Raw genomic sequence first — 14,801 nt, forward strand, 5'->3', positions numbered from 1 at the left:
ACACCATGCCCAGGTCGACGCCGCGCTCCTGCACGAGGCCGAGCAGACGTTCCCACACCCCACCGCGCGACCACCGGATGAAGATCTGCGCGGCTCGCCACCACGGCCCCAGCTCGCGCGGGATTGCACGCCATTTGGCACCGTTCTGATGGCGCCACAGAATGGCTGAGAGTGTGCGCCGCAGGTCCTGCGGCGGTGTCTTCGCCTTCGGCCGGCAAGCCTCGACCAGCGGCTCCAGAACAGCCCATTGCGCGTCGCTCAGCATCGTGCCTCCTCAGGCCGGAGGCACAAAACGCATGCCGCACCAGATGGTTCAGGTGACGACAGGCCCTAGGCAAGGCTCGTCGATCTGGACACTGGTCGCGCCCGCCCAAGCCAGCCGGCGCAGCACCTCGACATAGACCGGCAGCAGACCGGGCAGCAGCGACAGCGGGTCGATCCCGTCCGTCGTCTTCCCGAGGAGGAGATAGGTCACGGGTCCGACGAGGGCCGGCCTCGTGTCGAAACCCAGCGCCTTTGCCTCGGTGTATTCGTCAATTATTTTAGTTGAAGAGAGCGAGAAATTCTGGCCGCGAGATAGTTGCGGCACCATAAAATGGTAGTTGGTGTCGAACCACTTGGTCATTTCGAGTGCCGGCAGGCCGGCATGTCCGTGATCGTGGTGCCAGTGGGTGCAGGCCGCTTCGCCGGCCTCGCCCTGCGTGCCGCGCGCCATGGCGAAATAGGTCGTCAGATCGACCGCACCCGACTTGGCTTGGTACATCGCCGGCACCGCGCCGACCATGGCGGTGGTATCGAGCACGTGATCGTAAAGCGAGAAGTCGTTCGAAGGGATCTGCGTGATTCCTAACGCCTTCTGCCGGGTCCAGGACGCCGCGCGCAGGCCGCTTGCTGTTTCGCGCAGGGCCTCGGCCGTGGAGCGGCCACCCCAATAGGCTTCGAGGGCGGTCTTGAGTTCGCGTCGCGGACCGATCCGCGGCACGCCGAGGGTCCCGACCTGAAGCGGAACGGATGTGTGAGAGAGTTGTGAAGACACCGGCTGAACCCCATCGATGGGGGCAAAGGCCGAGCGGACGCATTGCATCTGGATACGACCGAGCCATACCGGCGCAGCCGCTGCAAGCGACCCACCGGGACACCCCGCCCGAGAGACGTATGTCGTCGCGGCAGGTCTCCTGGCTCACGGGTCGCCGCCCCTGTCTGGCCTTCCCGGCGCGGACGCCAGTGACCATGATCGACAGGGACTCGCCGCTTACAGTTGCGGGGGCAGCTCCGGCGTTGCTGGAATCAGCGCACCGGATTCCCTCTTAGCCTCGGCACGGCGAGCCGCCCGAGGAACCACGACGCCGCGAGATGAACCGCTTCGTCCCCGGCTGTCAATGGCATAAAGACATGTTTATGTCGTTATGGGTTTCGACGCCGGCGGCCACCCGATTTCGGTCCGGCATCACGCGGTCGGATAGGGGGTGAGCGCGCTCCGGTCGCGGTCGATGACCAGGGGACGGCCGATGGGTGGGAACGCGCGCTGCGGACAGGCCGGGCGCTCGCAGACCTTGCAGCCGGCGCCGATCGGCGTGGCGGCGCCGACATCCGTGACGTCGAGTCCCTTGGAATAGACCATCCGGGCGGCGTGCCGAAGGTCGCATCCGAGCCCGATGGCGAAGGTCTTGCCCGGTTGGCCGAATGCCCGGCTCGGTCTTCCAACCGTACGGGCGATCCAGAGATAGGTGCGTCCATCCGGCATCTGCGCGATCTGCGTGAGGACTCGGCCGGGCTGCGCGAAAGCCTCGTAGACGTTCCAGAGCGGACAGGTGCCCCCTACGCGCGAGAAGTGGAAGTCGGTGGCGGACTGGCGCTTGGAGATGTTGCCGGCCCGGTCGACGCGCACGAAGAAGAAGGGCACGCCCGAGGCACCCGGGCGCTGCAGCGTCGAGAGGCGGTGGCAGACCGCCTCGAAGCCCACACCGAAATACCGGCCGAGCCGATCGATATCGTAGGTAAAGGCCTCGGCACAGTCGAGGAACTGCGAGTAGGGGAGAAGCACGGCCCCAGCGAAATACTGCGCGAGGCCGATGCGCAGCAGGTCCCGCGTTTCCCGGTCCGGCGTGGCGGCGTCGTCGAGCAGGGTCTCGATCACCGTCCCGGTTTCGAGGAAGGCCAGTTGGACGGCAATCTGGAATGCCTGCTGGCCCTGGCGCGTGAAGGGCGAGATGGACAGCGTACGGTTCACCGGATCGAAGCGGCGCTGGGCGTCCTCGGCCTCGTCGACGATCAGCTTGATCCCGTGACGCCGGCTCAGCCAAGCCGCCAGACCGGGCCGGACCTGCCGCGGCGCGAGACCGGCCTCGCGGTAGAGCCGTTCGGCGGCCTCATCGAGCTCGGCGACGTGATTGCGGCGGGCGTAGAAGAAATCGCGGACCTGCTCGTAGGGCATCCGCGCCGGGGCATCCGAGGCGAAAGGCTCGCCGAGGCGTGCGGCCATGGCCTCGGCGCGGTCGATGCTCTCGCGGGCCTTCCGGTTCAGCGCGATCACCGCTCTGCCGACCGCGGGCATGGCGGAGGCGAGTTCCCGCAGTTCCGCCGTGGAGACCTGCTCGGTGCCGCCTTCGATCAAGGCCTCGCGCAGATCGGCTAGAGCGGTTTCGGTTTAATCGGGGTCGTATCCTGCCGCGACGAAGAAGTTTGCGGCCTCGTCGGGCGTAACGGCATCGACGAGCCGCCCGATTGTGGTCCAGAGCCCTTCGCGCGTGCGCGCCGCGGCCTTGCGCAGCCCCGCCTTCAACTTCGAGAACGCCATCTCGATCGGATTGAAGTCCGGCGAGTAGGGCGGGAGGAACAGGAGCCGCGCGCCCGCCGCCTCGATCGCCGCGCGCACGGCCGGGCCTTTGTGGCTGCCGAGATTGTCCATGATCACGATGTCCCCGGGTGCGAGTTCGGGCACCAGGACCTGATCGACGTAGACTTGGAAGGCGTCGCGGTTGATCGGCCCGTCGAGCACGAACGGCGCGGCGATCCCGGACAGGCGCAGGCCCGCCACCAGGGTCGTGGTCTTCCAATGACCGTGCGGGACGGGGGAGCGCAGCCGCTGGCCGCGGGGACAGCGCCCGCGGGTGCGGGCCATGTTGGTGGCGGTCCACGTCTCGTCGAGGAACACCAGCCGGTCCGGGTCGAGATCGGGCTGGCTCTCGAACCACGCTTCCCGGGCGGCCTTCACGTCCGGCCGATCCTGCTCTGCGGCGTGGGCCGTCTTTTTTTGTACGTCAGGTCGCGCGCGTCGAGGAAGGCCCACAACGTGCCGAGCCCGACGGTGAGGCCATGCTCGTCCTGCAACCGGGCGCGCATCTCCTCCAGGGTGATGTCGACCGTCTCGTCGATCAGCGTACGCAGGAACGTCTCGTACGGGTCGAGCTTGGAGCGGCGGGCACGCCCCTGCGGCCGGGCGGCCACCGTCCCAGTCGCGGCGAGCGCCGCCATCCAGCGGATCGCGGTTGCTTGGCCGACCCCGAAGCGGGCGGCCGCCTGACGGCGCGAGGTCGCCGCAGCCGCGGTCACCACCCGCTCGCGCAGGTCCAAGCTGTAGGGGCGGCCCATGCATCACTCCGGCTGTCGACCGGCCTGAGTGAATCAGCCTCCCAGCGCCGCGTGAACCCTACCAACCCGACTCAGCCCAAACCGAAAACGCTCTAGAAGGCGCCCCTCCTCGTTCTCCGAGAAGAGCTGCACGTCCAGACCGAAGGTGGCATTCAGCTTGAGCAGGAGCGGGACCGTCAGCGGACGCTGGTTCTGCTCGATCTGACTGAGATAACTGTTGGAGATCGATAGGGCCCGCGCGAGGGCCGTCTGGGTCAGGCCCCGCTCCTCCCGCAGCCGCCGCAGCCGCACGCCGACGAAGGACTTGCTCATCGAATTTTACAATTTTCACAAATCTGCATTGTTTCATCCGCGAAGTTCCGCCTTTTTGGCCGTTCTCGGCAGATCAGATTTGTGAATATTGCGGATCATCGCAGCGAGCAAGCGCCGTCCGATGCCTCCTTCCGCCGCTTTCACCGGGGAAACCCGGTTCGTCGAGATGATCTTTCCCGATCAGGCCAACCATTACGGCACGCTGTTCGGCGGTTCCGGGCTCGGCCTGATGGCCAAGGCTGCCTTCGTGGCCGCCACCCGGCGGGCCCGGGGCGCCGTAGTCATGGCCCGCTCCGACAAAACCGATTTTCACACGCCGGTACGGGTCGGCGAACTGCTCGACATGGCGGCACGGGTCGTGCGCGTCGGCCGCAGCTCGATGACCGTCGAGGTCGAGGCCACCGCCGAGGTCCTGCTCAGCGGCGAGCGCCGCCCCGCCATGCTCGGACGCTTCGAGATGGTGGCCGTCGGTCCCGACGGTCGCCCGGTCCCGATCGCCCGCGAGTACTGAACCAAGGTTCCCGATGACCGTCCTGCACGACGTCCGCACCTACAAGTCCGCCGAGCCCCTGGCCCGCGAGGACCAGTTGGCCTGGAAGATCGCCGAGGTCGCCGCCGACCCCGTGGCGATCGATGCCGAGGTTGCCGAGATGATCGGCAACCGTATCATCGACAACGCGGCGGTCGCCGCCGCCTCGCTGGCCCGTCGCCCGGTGGCCAGCGCCCGCGCCCAGGCCGAGGCGCATCCCTTCGCGCCGGGTGCGACGGTGTTCGGCCTCGACCTAGGACGCACCATCTCGCCGGAATGGGCGGCCTGGGCCAACGGCGTGGCGGTGCGCGAACTCGACTTCCACGACACGTTCCTGGCCGCCGACTATTCGCATCCCGGCGACAACATTCCACCGATCCTCGCCGTGGCGCAGCACGCGGGCAAGGACGGCGCCGCGCTGATCCGGGCACTAGCGACCGGCTACGAGATCCAGGTCGATCTCGTGAAGGGCATCTGCCTGCACGAACACAAGATCGACCACATCGCCCATCTCGGGCCCTCGGCCGCCGCCGGGATCGGCACGCTCATGAACCTGCCGGTGGAAACGATCTATCAGGCGGTGCAGCAGGCGCTGCACGTCACCACCACCACGCGGCAGTCGCGCAAGGGCGAGATCTCGTCCTGGAAGGCTTTCGCCCCCGCCTTTGCCGGCAAGATGGCGATCGAGGCTGTCGACCGGGTAATGCGCGGAGAAGGCGCGCCCTCGCCCGCCTGGGAGGGCGAGGACGGCTTCATCGCCTGGCTGCTCGGCGGTCCGGGGCACGTCTACCGGGTGCCGCTGCCGGCCGAGGGCGAGCCGAAGCGCGCCATCCTCGACACCTACACCAAAGAGCATTCCGCCGAGTACCAGAGCCAAGCCCTGATCGACCTCGCCCGGCGCATTGGCCCGCGGATCCGCGATGCCGGCGGCTTCGGGGCGGTGACGGACATCGTCCTGCATACGAGCCACCACACCCACTTCGTCATCGGCACCGGCGCCAACGACCCCCAGAAGATGGATCCGGCCGCCAGCCGCGAGACCCTCGACCATTCGATCATGTACATCCTGGCCGTCGCCCTGGAGGACGGCGCGTGGCATCATGTGCGCTCCTACGCCCCGGAGCGGACGCAGCGGCCGGACACGGTCGCCCTGTGGCGCAAGATCTCCACGGTCGAGGACCCGGACTGGACCCGGCGCTACCATTCGCAGGATCCGGCCGAGAAGGCGTTCGGCGGCCGCCTCGTCGTCACCTTCGCCGACGGCACGATGATCGAAGACGCAACCGCCGTAGCCGACGCTCATCCGCTGGGCGTCCGGCCGTTCGCCCGCGCTCAGTATATCGGCAAGTTCCGCGACCTAGCTGAAAGCGTCATCGCCACGGCGGAGCAGGATCGCTTCCTCAACCTCGTCTCGCGTCTGCCGGAGCTGACCGCCGCCGAGTTGCGCCAGCTCTCGTTCTCGGCCGACCCGGCCCGGCTCGGCGAACCCGCCAAGCGCGGCCTGTTCGATCTCGCCTGATCCCTTGATGAAAGTTCTCAACCGATGTCCGACCCCGTCTCCTCCGCTCCCGGCGTGAAGCCCAAGAAATCCGTGGCCCTGTCGGGGATCGTCGCCGGCAACACTGCCCTGTGCACGGTGGGGCGCGCTGGCAACGACCTTCACTATCGCGGGTACGACATCCTCGATCTCGCCGAGAGCAGCGAGTTCGAGGAGATCGCCCATCTGCTGATCCACGGCACGTTGCCCACTCCGGCGCAGCTCTCGGCCTACAAGGCGAGGCTGCGGGCGCTGCGCGGCCTGCCCTCGGCGGTGAAGGCGGCGCTGGAGACGCTACCGGCCGCCGCCCACCCGATGGATGTGCTGCATTCCGGGGCCTCGATCCTGGGTTGCGTCCTGCCGGAGGCGCACGACCATAACCATGCCGGCGCCCGCGACATCGCCGACCGCTTGATCGCCTCCTTCGGCTCGATGCTGCTCTACTGGCATCAATACGCCCAGAACGGCCGCCGCATCGACGTCGAGACTGACGATGAGTCCATCGGCGGCCACGTCTTGCATCTGCTGCACGGGCGCCCTCCGAGCGAGAGCTTCGTGCGCGCCATGCATACCTCGCTGATCCTCTACGCCGAGCACGAGTTCAACGCCTCGACCTTCACGGCGCGGACCATCGCCGGGACGGGCTCGGACATGTATTCCTGCGTAGCCGGGGCAATCGGCGCCCTACGGGGCCCCAAGCACGGCGGCGCCAACGAGGCGGCCTTAGATGTCCAGAAGCGCTATGTCGATGCCGATCAAGCCGAGGCCGACATTCGCCGCCGGGTCGAGGCGAAGGAGGTGGTCATCGGCTTCGGTCACCCGGTCTACACGATTGCCGATCCACGCAACGCGATCATCAAACGGGTGGCCCGGTCTCTGTCCGAGCAGGCCGGCGCCATGAAGATGTTTTGCATTGCCGAGCGGATCGAACAGGTCATGGGCGAGACCAAGCGGATGTTCCCGAACCTCGACTGGTACTCGGCCGTCCTCTACCACATGATGGGTGTGCCGACGGCGATGTTCACGCCGCTGTTCGTCATCTCGCGCACCTCGGGCTGGTCCGCCCACGTGATCGAGCAGCGAGCGGACAACAAGATCATCCGGCCCTCGGCCAATTATGTCGGCCCGGAGAACCTGCCCTTCGTCCCTCTGGCCGAGCGCGGCCTGCCCCTCCACGCCTGAGGCGAATCTTCCGATGCCCTATCTCGTGGCCGACGATTTGCCCGCCGAAAATGCCGGCCTGCGCTTCCGCCGGCTGCTGGACCAGCCCGGTATCGCGCGACTTCCGGGCGCTCATAACGGGCAGGCCGCGCTTCAGGCCAAGGCGGCCGGGTTCGAAGGCCTCTATCTCTCCGGCGCGGCCATGACCGCGTCCATGGGCCTGCCCGATCTCGGGATCATCACCGTCGACGAGGTGGCGTTCTTCATCCGCCAGATCGTCCGGGCCTCGGGCCTGCCGCTGCTCGTCGATGGCGATACCGGCTACGGCGAGGTGCTGAACGTGATGCACATGGTCCGCACCTTCGAGGAGGCGGGCGCCGCAGCCGTCCATCTGGAGGACCAGATCCTTCCCAAGAAGTGCGGCCACCTCAACGACAAGAAGCTCGCGGACGCGCACGACATGGTCGCCAAGGTCGCCGCCGCCGCGAGGGCGCGGCGCCACCTCTACGTCATCGCCCGGACCGACGCGGCGGCGAGCGAGGGACTCGACGGCGCGGTTGCGCGCGCGAAACTCTACGTGGAGGCGGGGGCCGATGCGATCTTCCCCGAGGCGTTGAATACGCCGGAGATGTTCAAGGCCTTCGCGCAGGCCATGCCCGGCGTGCCGCTCCTCGCCAACATGACGGAGTTCGGCTGCACTCCATTCTTCACGGCCTCCGAGTTCGAATCCTTCGGCTACAAGATGATCATCTGGCCGGTCAGCTCCCTGCGAGTTGCCAACAAGGCCCAGGCCGAACTCTATGCGGCGCTCGCGCGGGACGACGGCGCCCATGGCATGGTCGACCGCATGCAGACTCGCGCGGACCTCTATGCCTCGATCGGCCTGCATGCCTACGAGGCGCTCGACAGCTCCATCGTCCAGACCATCGTTCCGGAAGGGATGCCGCAGTGATGAATGCTTGATTTACCCTTGGCTATTTTGATCGCGCTCACGGTTGGTTGACGCCCCTGGTACGACTGCCTTCCATCCGTCCCGCAAACCTGTCACCATCGCACGCTGAGGGGGCTTCGCGATCATCAGAGTTCGGGGATGTTGTCCTTATCCGAAGAGGCGGGATCGCTCACGGTTACGTTTGATCCGGATGCCGATCTCACGCTCAATCTGGCCTCCAGAAAGAATCTTGCTCTGGCACGGATTAAAGCCTGTTTGAAGCGGCATAATCCGAAAGATCTATATGCCGACGATCGGATCGTACGAGCATATTATGGTCGAATATCAAAAAGAGCGCGTGATACTCTGGTGAACGAGGCTTACTCGATTTCAAAGGAGATCAAGCAAATGCCTCTGACGCCGAGAATGGTCTGCAGTATCTTGAATATCTCATCGCAGGAGAGAATCAGGCTGATGCGGGAAGGCAAAATTAATCGATCTGGACAATCTCAATTTTGTTCTGATAATCATCAGGGTTATTTCTCTCTATTTTCGTCAGAGAGCGTTCGAGATTACTTAAGATCTATTCGGAGCTAAATTGTGTCAATTATTAGCGTTTTATTATAACCGATATAAAATCAAAACGGTTCATATTACGAGATCTGCCAATAGATAAACGCTTTGTATCAAGATCTCGAAATATCGACGACAGCTCGCCGGGACTTTCCCTGTCGCTGCAAAGTCACAGGCGCCCGCTCTTCCTGCAAGGCGCATTGACGAGGTTTCACGGCCTGCCGATAGTCGCCTGGACGGTTCCCCTCAGGGATCGAAAGGGAATGCGGTGAGGGCTTTCGAGCCCAATTCCGCGGCTGCCCCCGCAACTGTAAGCGGCGAGCCTTCCTGCCACCGATGTCACTGGGCGGCCTCGCCTGGGAAGACGGTGGGAGGGCACCGACCCGCGAGCCAGGAGACCTGCCGTCAGCCGTGGTCACACGCGGAGCTTGCCGGGCGGGGTGTCCTGGGAGGTGTCGCGGCGCCGCGGTTCCCTTGAGGACGCGACCGCCGAGGCCTCGTTCGCGGTGACGTGCCACAGCCGTCCCCCGAGGCCGTCCCGTGTCCTGTTCCGTCCCCTCCGCGCTTCGGCGCAGCCTAGCGCTGTCCTGCGCCGCATCCGCGCTGCTCGTCTCCGCTCCCGCTCTCGCGCAGCAGGTCGCCGCGCCGTTCGCCGATGCCCAGGGAGGCGCGCAGGCTGCGGTCTCCCTGTCCGAGATCTCGGTTTCGGCCACGGGCGTGCCGACGCCGATCGCCAACACAGGATCGAGTGTCACCGTGCTCACCGACCGCCTGCTTCAGGAGCAGCAGCGCCGGACGGTGCCGGATGCCCTGCAGCAGGTGCCGGGCCTCAACGTCGTGCAGACCGGCGGCGCCGGCGGCCAGACCTCGGTCTTCATCCGCGGCACCAACTCGAACCACGTGAAGGTCCAGATCGACGGCATCGACGTCAACGACCCCTCGACCCCGAACCGAGCCTTCGACTTCAGCCAGCTCCAGACCTACGACCTTTCGCGGATCGAGGTGCTGCGCGGGCCCCAAAGCGGCCTCTACGGAGCCGACGCCATCGGCGGCGTCATCTCCGTCGTGACCAAGCGTGGCGAAGGGCCGGCTCGGGCAACGGCGACCGTCGAGGGCGGCTCGTTCGGCACCTTCAACCAGTTCGGGAACGTCTCCGGCTCGGAGGGGATCTTCGACTACTCGGTCTCGGTCGGCCACATCCGGCAATCGGCCGTTCAGGTCACCCCGTTCGAGCTGCTGCCCCGCGGCGTACCGCTGCGGACCGCCTTCACCGACATCAAGACGATCTCGACCAAGCTGGGCGCGCAACTCACCGATGAGTTCCGGCTCAACTACGTCCTGCGCTTCTCCGACAGCGCCTATCTCGACCAAGCCGACGGCGGTTTTCCGTACGTGCCGCTGCCGTACCGGAACCTCAACGACCAGCAGCAGCTGATCATGAGGGGCGAGGCCGAGTGGACGCCGGTACCGGGCTTCCACAACGTCTTCGGGGCGAACTACTCGAAGTTCGACCGCCTGTTCGCCGGCCCGCTGGATCCCCTCGCGCCACCGACACCCACCACCTACCTCGGCGAGCGAACCCGGTTCGACTACCGAGGCGACTGGCAGGTCTCTCCCGGAAACCTCGTCCTGTTCGGGGCCCAGCGCGAGGACGAGCGCTTCGAGACGACCGGCATCGACAGGTCCAACGGCAACACCGCCGGCTTCGCCGAGCTTCAGACGACGCCCTTTGCGGGCGCCGCGCTCGTGGCCAACATCCGCCATGACGCGAACGACCAGTTCGGCGGCGCGACCACCTACCGGGTGGCGCCGAGCTACATCGTGCCCGGCACCGAGACTCGTTTGAAGGGCAGTGTCGGCACGGGCTTCAAGCCACCGACCCTGAGCCAGCTCTATCAGGACTACCCGGGCTTCCGCTTCTTCGGGAACCCGAACCTACGGCCCGAGGAGAGCTTCGGGTTCGACGGAGGCTTCGAGCAGCCGCTGTTCGATGGGTTCATGACCGTGGGCGCGACCTACTATCAGACCGACTTCAAGAACCTGATCCAGACGGCCTACTACCCGACCTACTCGACCAACGTGAACGTCGGTCGGGCCACGGCCTACGGCACCGAGAGCTTCGTCGCCCTGCGTTTCAACGAGTTCTGGAGCGGGCGGCTCGACTGGACCACCACGGTGACGAAGGATGAGATCGCCCACCAGGAGCTGCTGCGTCGGCCTCGTAACAAGGTCAGCGCGACCGCAATCTGGAACCTGATGCCAGATCTGACCATGACCGGCACGCTCATCGTGCTGGGGTCGTTCGTGGACGGCAACCGCGACTTCTCCGTGCCCCGCCTGAAGGCCCCCGGCTTCACGCTGGTGAACCTGTCGGTCAACTACGCCTGGAGCGAGACCCTGACGGTGTTCGGGCGGATCGATAACCTGTTCGACCAGCGCTACCAGAACCCGACCGGCTTCCAGGGGCCGGGGCTCGCCGTCTACGGCGGCGTCCGCGTGACGTCGTTTTGAGGTCGCGGATGCCGTCGCGATTCGGGATCGCCCTCGCGGTGATCCTGTCCGCCGTTCCCATAGTCGCGGCGGCGGCACCCGTGCGGGTGGTCTCCATGAACCTGTGCGCCGACGAGCTCGTGCTACGGCTTGCCGACCGCGACCAGGTTCTGGCCGTCACCTACCTCGCCCGAGATCCGCGCGGGTCGACGGTCGCGAGCGAGGCGGTCGGGCTGCCGGTGACGCGGGGCCTTACGGAGGAAGTCGTGGCTCTGAAGCCCGACCTCGTGATCGCCGGAGCCTTCACGACGCGCACGACGGTGGGCATGCTCAAGCGCGTCGGCGCCCCCGTGCTCGAACTCGGCGTGCCGACCGACCTCGACGGCGTTCGGGCGCAGATCCGGCAGGTTGCAGCGGCGCTCGGTCATCCCGAACGGGGCGAGGCGATGGTGGCGGCGCTCGATGCGCGTCTTGCCGCCATCGTGCCGGCCAAGCAGCCTCTTCGCGCCCTTGTGATGCGTCCAAACGCCTTCACGGTCGCGCCCGGCGGGCTCGGGGACGCGCTGATCCGCGCCGCCGGCCTCGTCAACGTCTCGGCTGAGATCGGGCGTGACCGCTTCGGGCAGGTCCCCCTCGAAGCCGCAGCGATGGCGAACCCGGACCTGATCATCGTCGACGAGGGTGCGCCGGGCTGGCCGTCCTTGGCCGATACCCTCCTGCACCATCCGGTTTTTCGGGCTCTCGCACGGGCGCACCGGACGGTCGACATCCCGAACCGCTTCTGGACCTGTCCGGGGCCACAGGTCGCGGAGGTCGTTGCGCGGCTCGCCGAGGCTGCGAATGCACGGGCGCCCGGACCATGAACGCCCCCGTCACCGCGCTCAGCCCCGTGGCATCCCGTCGCCTCGGCATGCCGCGCGCCCGGCGAACCGTCATCGCCGTCTTGGGCCTCACCACTCTCGCGCTGACGCTCGCCTCCGTCGCCATCGGCTACGCGCCTTTCGACGTGCCGGCCGCCTTCTCGGACCTCGTCGCCGGGCGCACGACACTACCGGCCCTGGTCCTTTGGGAGCTTCGTATTCCGCGGGCTCTGCTGGGAGCCCTGGTCGGCTTCAGCCTCGGCCTGACCGGCGCGGCGATGCAGGGCTACCTGCGCAACCCGCTCGCGGATCCGGGCATCCTCGGCATCTCGTCGGCGGCGGCGCTGGGCGCAGTTATCGTGTTCTACGGCGGGTTCGCCGCCACCATGAGCCTCGCCCTTCCGCTCGGCGGCATCGCTGGCGCCGGCGTCGCCGCGCTCCTCCTGAACGCGCTTGCCGCCCGCGGCAGCAGCTCCCTCGGGCTGATCCTCGCAGGAGTCGGGCTGTCGAGCTTGGCCGGGGCGCTGACCGCGCTGGCGCTGAACCTTTCGCCGAACCCCTACGCGGCCCTTGAGATCGTGTTCTGGCTCATGGGCTCGCTCAGCGACCGCAGCTTGGACCACGTGCTCCTGTGCCTGCCGCTGATGGCTGTCGGCTGGGCCCTGATGCTGTCGACCGGTTCCGCGCTCGACGCCCTGACGCTCGGCGAGGACACCGCCGCGAGCCTCGGGGTCGGCCTGGTCTCCGTGCGCCTGCGTCTCGTCACGGGTGCGGCCCTGGCCGTCGGAAGCGGTGTCGCGGTTTCAGGCGCCATCGGCTTCGTCGGCCTTGTCGTACCGCATCTGATGCGACCGCTCGTCGGTGCCCGTCCCGGCGCCTGTCTGCTGCCGAGCGGCCTCGCGGGAGCGGTCCTGGCCCTCGCGGCGGATATCGGCGTGCGCCTGCTCGCCACCCGGCCGGAACTCAAGCTTGGCGTGGTGACTGCGCTGGTCGGTGCGCCGTTCCTGATCGTGCTGCTCCTGCGCAGCCGCGGGAGGCGGGCATGAGCCTCGGTCTGCAGGACGCTCAGGTGACGCTGGATGGACGGACCATCCTCTCAGACATAGGTCTTACCTTGGAGCCCGGCAGCTTCGTCGGGCTGGTCGGCCCGAACGGGGCCGGCAAGACCACGCTACTTCGCGCTCTGGCGGGGCTGGTTACCCCGAACGGGGGTCGGGTCACCCTCGACGGCCGTCCGTTGTCCGGCTTGGCCCGCGAGGAGCGTGCCCGCCGCATCGCCGCCCTGTTCCAGGGGGGCGGCGTCGGCTGGCCGATGACGGTTCGCGAGATCGTGGCGCTCGGCCGGCTGCCGCACCGTCGTGCGTTCGCATCCCTGGCCGAGGCTGACGAGATTGCGGTGGCGCGGGCTATGGCGCGTACAGACATTGCCCACCTCGCCGCTAGAGCGGAGCCGACCCTTTCCTCGGGAGAGCGCATGCGCGCCTTACTCGCCCGGGCGCTCGCGGTCGAGGCGCCGTGGCTTCTTGTCGACGAACCGGTCACGGCCCTCGACCCAGCGCACCAACTCGATGCGATGGCGCTTCTGCAAAGCGTCTCCCGGGACGGCACCGGCGTCGTCGCCGTGCTGCACGACCTTACGCTCGCGGCCCGGTTCTGCGACCGCATCGTCGTGCTGGCCGGTGGCCGCGTCGTTGCCGACGGTACCCCGGAGGAAGCCCTGACCGACGTCCTGCTGGCCGAGGCGTTCGGCGTCACGGCCGAGCGGGGCTGGGCTTCGGACGGGACCCGATACATCCTGCCCTGGGCGCGGTCCGGGGCTCAGACGGAGGAACGCGATGACGTCACCATCACGGGCTGACGCGGTCACGACCCTGCTGCGGGACGCACTGGCCGACCCCGGCACCGCCTGGAGCCTCGGCAGCTTCGGGGCCATCGCCGAGTTCATGCGCGACCCCGACGAGGCCACGTTGCCGCTGCCGGACGGGCGCATGGGTCTGGCGACGGAGCGGGGCGCCATCGCGCTCGCTCCCAGTCCCGACCTGCGTCCGGTGGCCTACGAGACCGCCGTCGCGACGGGGTGGAACCACGCCGTCGCCCTTTGCCTGCCAGAAGCTAGCTGCGCGATGAACCGGCGCGGCGTGGTGACGGAACTCGGCCCGGACCGGGACGCCGGCCGCGAACGCGACCGCGACGCCATCCTGTTCGATCTGGGCCTTGGTCTCCTGGCGGTCGACGCCTGCGTGCGCACGAGCGACCCGGAGGCCATCGCCTGCCTTCGGTCCGGCGTCGGGCTGCCGCTGTTCGACACTGCAAGCCTCATCGGTCGCCAACTCGTCGCGCTGAGCCCCCACCGAGTGTTCCTCGCCCGGGTCGGCCGCATCGAGGTCTATGCACCGATCCCGGGCCCTGGCGGCACCAGCCCGGAGGGGCCTCATACCCATGTCCTGCCTAAGCTCTTGCGCAGCGGCCGCACTCATGCGGCGACCACCCCGATTCCGGCGGGCTGGGTCCCCTGCGCCGGCATTCATCCGGCGCACCCCTACAAGGACATGATGGGCCAGCGGATCGACTTCGACGTCGCTCGGCACGACGCCTTCCAGGTCCTCCTCGACCGTTGGGGCGACCCGGATCTGCTCGCGGTCAAGCGCGGCCGGGACCTCGGCCCGGACAGCCTCGTGTCGAACCGCCATGCGCAGGCCGCCCGCCGCGTCGCCGAGGTTCAGGCGCGCTACCTGCGCGGCGAAACCGTCGAGGCCGACCCCGAGCTCGGCGAGGACGAGGATGCCGCCAACCATGCTTAAGCCCACGCTCGATGGA

At 67.4% G+C, this 14,801-nt stretch carries 12 protein-coding genes, 2 pseudogenes and 2 riboswitches; of the genes and pseudogenes, 9 read left to right on the top strand and 5 right to left on the bottom strand.

The window, feature by feature from the left end; translation table 11 throughout:
- The 5 genes and pseudogenes from BMY19_RS00005 to BMY19_RS00025 all read right to left on the bottom strand — a co-directional run.
- Nucleotides 1-265, bottom strand: a 265-nt coding sequence (locus BMY19_RS00005; RefSeq protein WP_139215609.1) for a transposase, incomplete at its 3' end; no start/stop codon positions are given.
- Between the two features lie 66 nt (nt 266-331).
- Nucleotides 332-1,084 (bottom strand): annotated as a pseudogene (locus tag BMY19_RS00010) (5-methyltetrahydropteroyltriglutamate--homocysteine S-methyltransferase); the annotation flags it as partial.
- A gap of 63 nt (nt 1,085-1,147) precedes the next feature.
- Nucleotides 1,148-1,358: riboswitch (cobalamin riboswitch) on the bottom strand.
- Between the two features lie 89 nt (nt 1,359-1,447).
- Nucleotides 1,448-2,614: a helix-turn-helix domain-containing protein gene (locus tag BMY19_RS00015; RefSeq protein ID WP_244534790.1), complete on the bottom strand. Its 1,167-nt coding sequence runs from the start codon at nt 2,612-2,614 to the stop codon at nt 1,448-1,450.
- Between the two features lie 33 nt (nt 2,615-2,647).
- Nucleotides 2,648-3,591 (bottom strand): IS630 family transposase gene (locus tag BMY19_RS00020; RefSeq protein ID WP_100250497.1). Its coding sequence is split into 2 segments (ribosomal slippage): nt 2,648-3,255 and nt 3,255-3,591, totalling 945 coding nucleotides; the frame shifts between segments, so codons are not numbered across the junction.
- Between the two features lie 129 nt (nt 3,592-3,720).
- Nucleotides 3,721-3,903 (bottom strand): annotated as a pseudogene (locus BMY19_RS00025) (helix-turn-helix transcriptional regulator); the annotation flags it as partial.
- Nucleotides 3,904-4,069: 166 nt separating this feature from the next.
- On the opposite strand from BMY19_RS00025, the gene BMY19_RS00030 reads away from it, so the two are divergent.
- The 9 genes from BMY19_RS00030 (at nt 4,070) to BMY19_RS00070 (ending at nt 14,785) form a co-directional block, all read left to right on the top strand.
- Nucleotides 4,070-4,414 (top strand): acyl-CoA thioesterase, encoded by a 345-nt coding sequence (locus tag BMY19_RS00030; protein ID WP_244534791.1) that lies wholly within the window; start codon nt 4,070-4,072, stop codon nt 4,412-4,414.
- A 13-nt stretch (nt 4,415-4,427) separates the two neighbouring features.
- Nucleotides 4,428-5,951, top strand: coding sequence for an MmgE/PrpD family protein (locus BMY19_RS00035; RefSeq protein WP_100250499.1), 1,524 nt, complete (start codon nt 4,428-4,430; stop codon nt 5,949-5,951).
- A 24-nt stretch (nt 5,952-5,975) separates the two neighbouring features.
- Nucleotides 5,976-7,151 carry a bifunctional 2-methylcitrate synthase/citrate synthase gene (gene prpC / locus BMY19_RS00040; RefSeq protein WP_100250500.1) on the top strand — a complete coding sequence of 392 codons (1,176 nt, stop codon included), beginning with the start codon at nt 5,976-5,978 and terminating at the stop codon, nt 7,149-7,151.
- Between the two features lie 13 nt (nt 7,152-7,164).
- Entirely contained in the window at nt 7,165-8,082 is a 918-nt protein-coding gene (prpB, locus tag BMY19_RS00045; protein WP_100250501.1) for a methylisocitrate lyase, read from the top strand.
- Between the two features lie 772 nt (nt 8,083-8,854).
- Nucleotides 8,855-9,056, top strand: a riboswitch (cobalamin riboswitch).
- A 118-nt stretch (nt 9,057-9,174) separates the two neighbouring features.
- A complete protein-coding gene (locus tag BMY19_RS00050; RefSeq protein ID WP_100250502.1) occupies nt 9,175-11,145 on the top strand; it encodes a TonB-dependent receptor plug domain-containing protein in 1,971 nt (656 codons plus the stop codon).
- Between the two features lie 8 nt (nt 11,146-11,153).
- A complete protein-coding gene (locus BMY19_RS00055; RefSeq protein ID WP_100250503.1) occupies nt 11,154-11,987 on the top strand; it encodes an ABC transporter substrate-binding protein in 834 nt (277 codons plus the stop codon).
- The gene (locus BMY19_RS00060; RefSeq protein WP_100250504.1) at nt 11,984-13,030 is read left to right on the top strand and encodes a FecCD family ABC transporter permease; all 1,047 of its coding nucleotides are present in this window, start codon (nt 11,984-11,986) and stop codon (nt 13,028-13,030) included. The genes BMY19_RS00055 and BMY19_RS00060 overlap by 4 nt, the downstream gene beginning before the upstream one ends.
- On the top strand, nt 13,027-13,842 hold the full coding sequence (locus BMY19_RS00065; protein ID WP_100250505.1) for an ABC transporter ATP-binding protein: 816 nt from the start codon (nt 13,027-13,029) through the stop codon (nt 13,840-13,842). Before BMY19_RS00060 ends, BMY19_RS00065 begins: the two co-directional genes overlap by 4 nt.
- Entirely contained in the window at nt 13,820-14,785 is a 966-nt protein-coding gene (locus tag BMY19_RS00070) for a DUF6925 family protein (protein ID WP_100250506.1), read from the top strand. Before BMY19_RS00065 ends, BMY19_RS00070 begins: the two co-directional genes overlap by 23 nt.
- Nucleotides 14,786-14,801: the final 16 nt, after the last annotated feature.

Source organism: Methylobacterium sp. UNC300MFChir4.1 (assembly GCF_900110155.1).
Classification (GTDB): Bacteria; Pseudomonadota; Alphaproteobacteria; order Rhizobiales; family Beijerinckiaceae; genus Methylobacterium.

Coding starts and splice junctions, on each gene's coding strand:
- BMY19_RS00055 (WP_100250503.1), top strand. CDS start 11,154: ATGCCGTCGCGATTCGGGATCGCCCTCGCGGTGATCCTGTCCGCCGTT.
- BMY19_RS00030 (WP_244534791.1), top strand. CDS start 4,070: ATGATCTTTCCCGATCAGGCCAACCATTACGGCACGCTGTTCGGCGGT.
- BMY19_RS00070 (WP_100250506.1), top strand. CDS start 13,820: ATGACGTCACCATCACGGGCTGACGCGGTCACGACCCTGCTGCGGGAC.
- prpC (WP_100250500.1), top strand. CDS start 5,976: ATGTCCGACCCCGTCTCCTCCGCTCCCGGCGTGAAGCCCAAGAAATCC.
- prpB (WP_100250501.1), top strand. CDS start 7,165: ATGCCCTATCTCGTGGCCGACGATTTGCCCGCCGAAAATGCCGGCCTG.
- BMY19_RS00060 (WP_100250504.1), top strand. CDS start 11,984: ATGAACGCCCCCGTCACCGCGCTCAGCCCCGTGGCATCCCGTCGCCTC.
- BMY19_RS00065 (WP_100250505.1), top strand. CDS start 13,027: ATGAGCCTCGGTCTGCAGGACGCTCAGGTGACGCTGGATGGACGGACC.
- BMY19_RS00035 (WP_100250499.1), top strand. CDS start 4,428: ATGACCGTCCTGCACGACGTCCGCACCTACAAGTCCGCCGAGCCCCTG.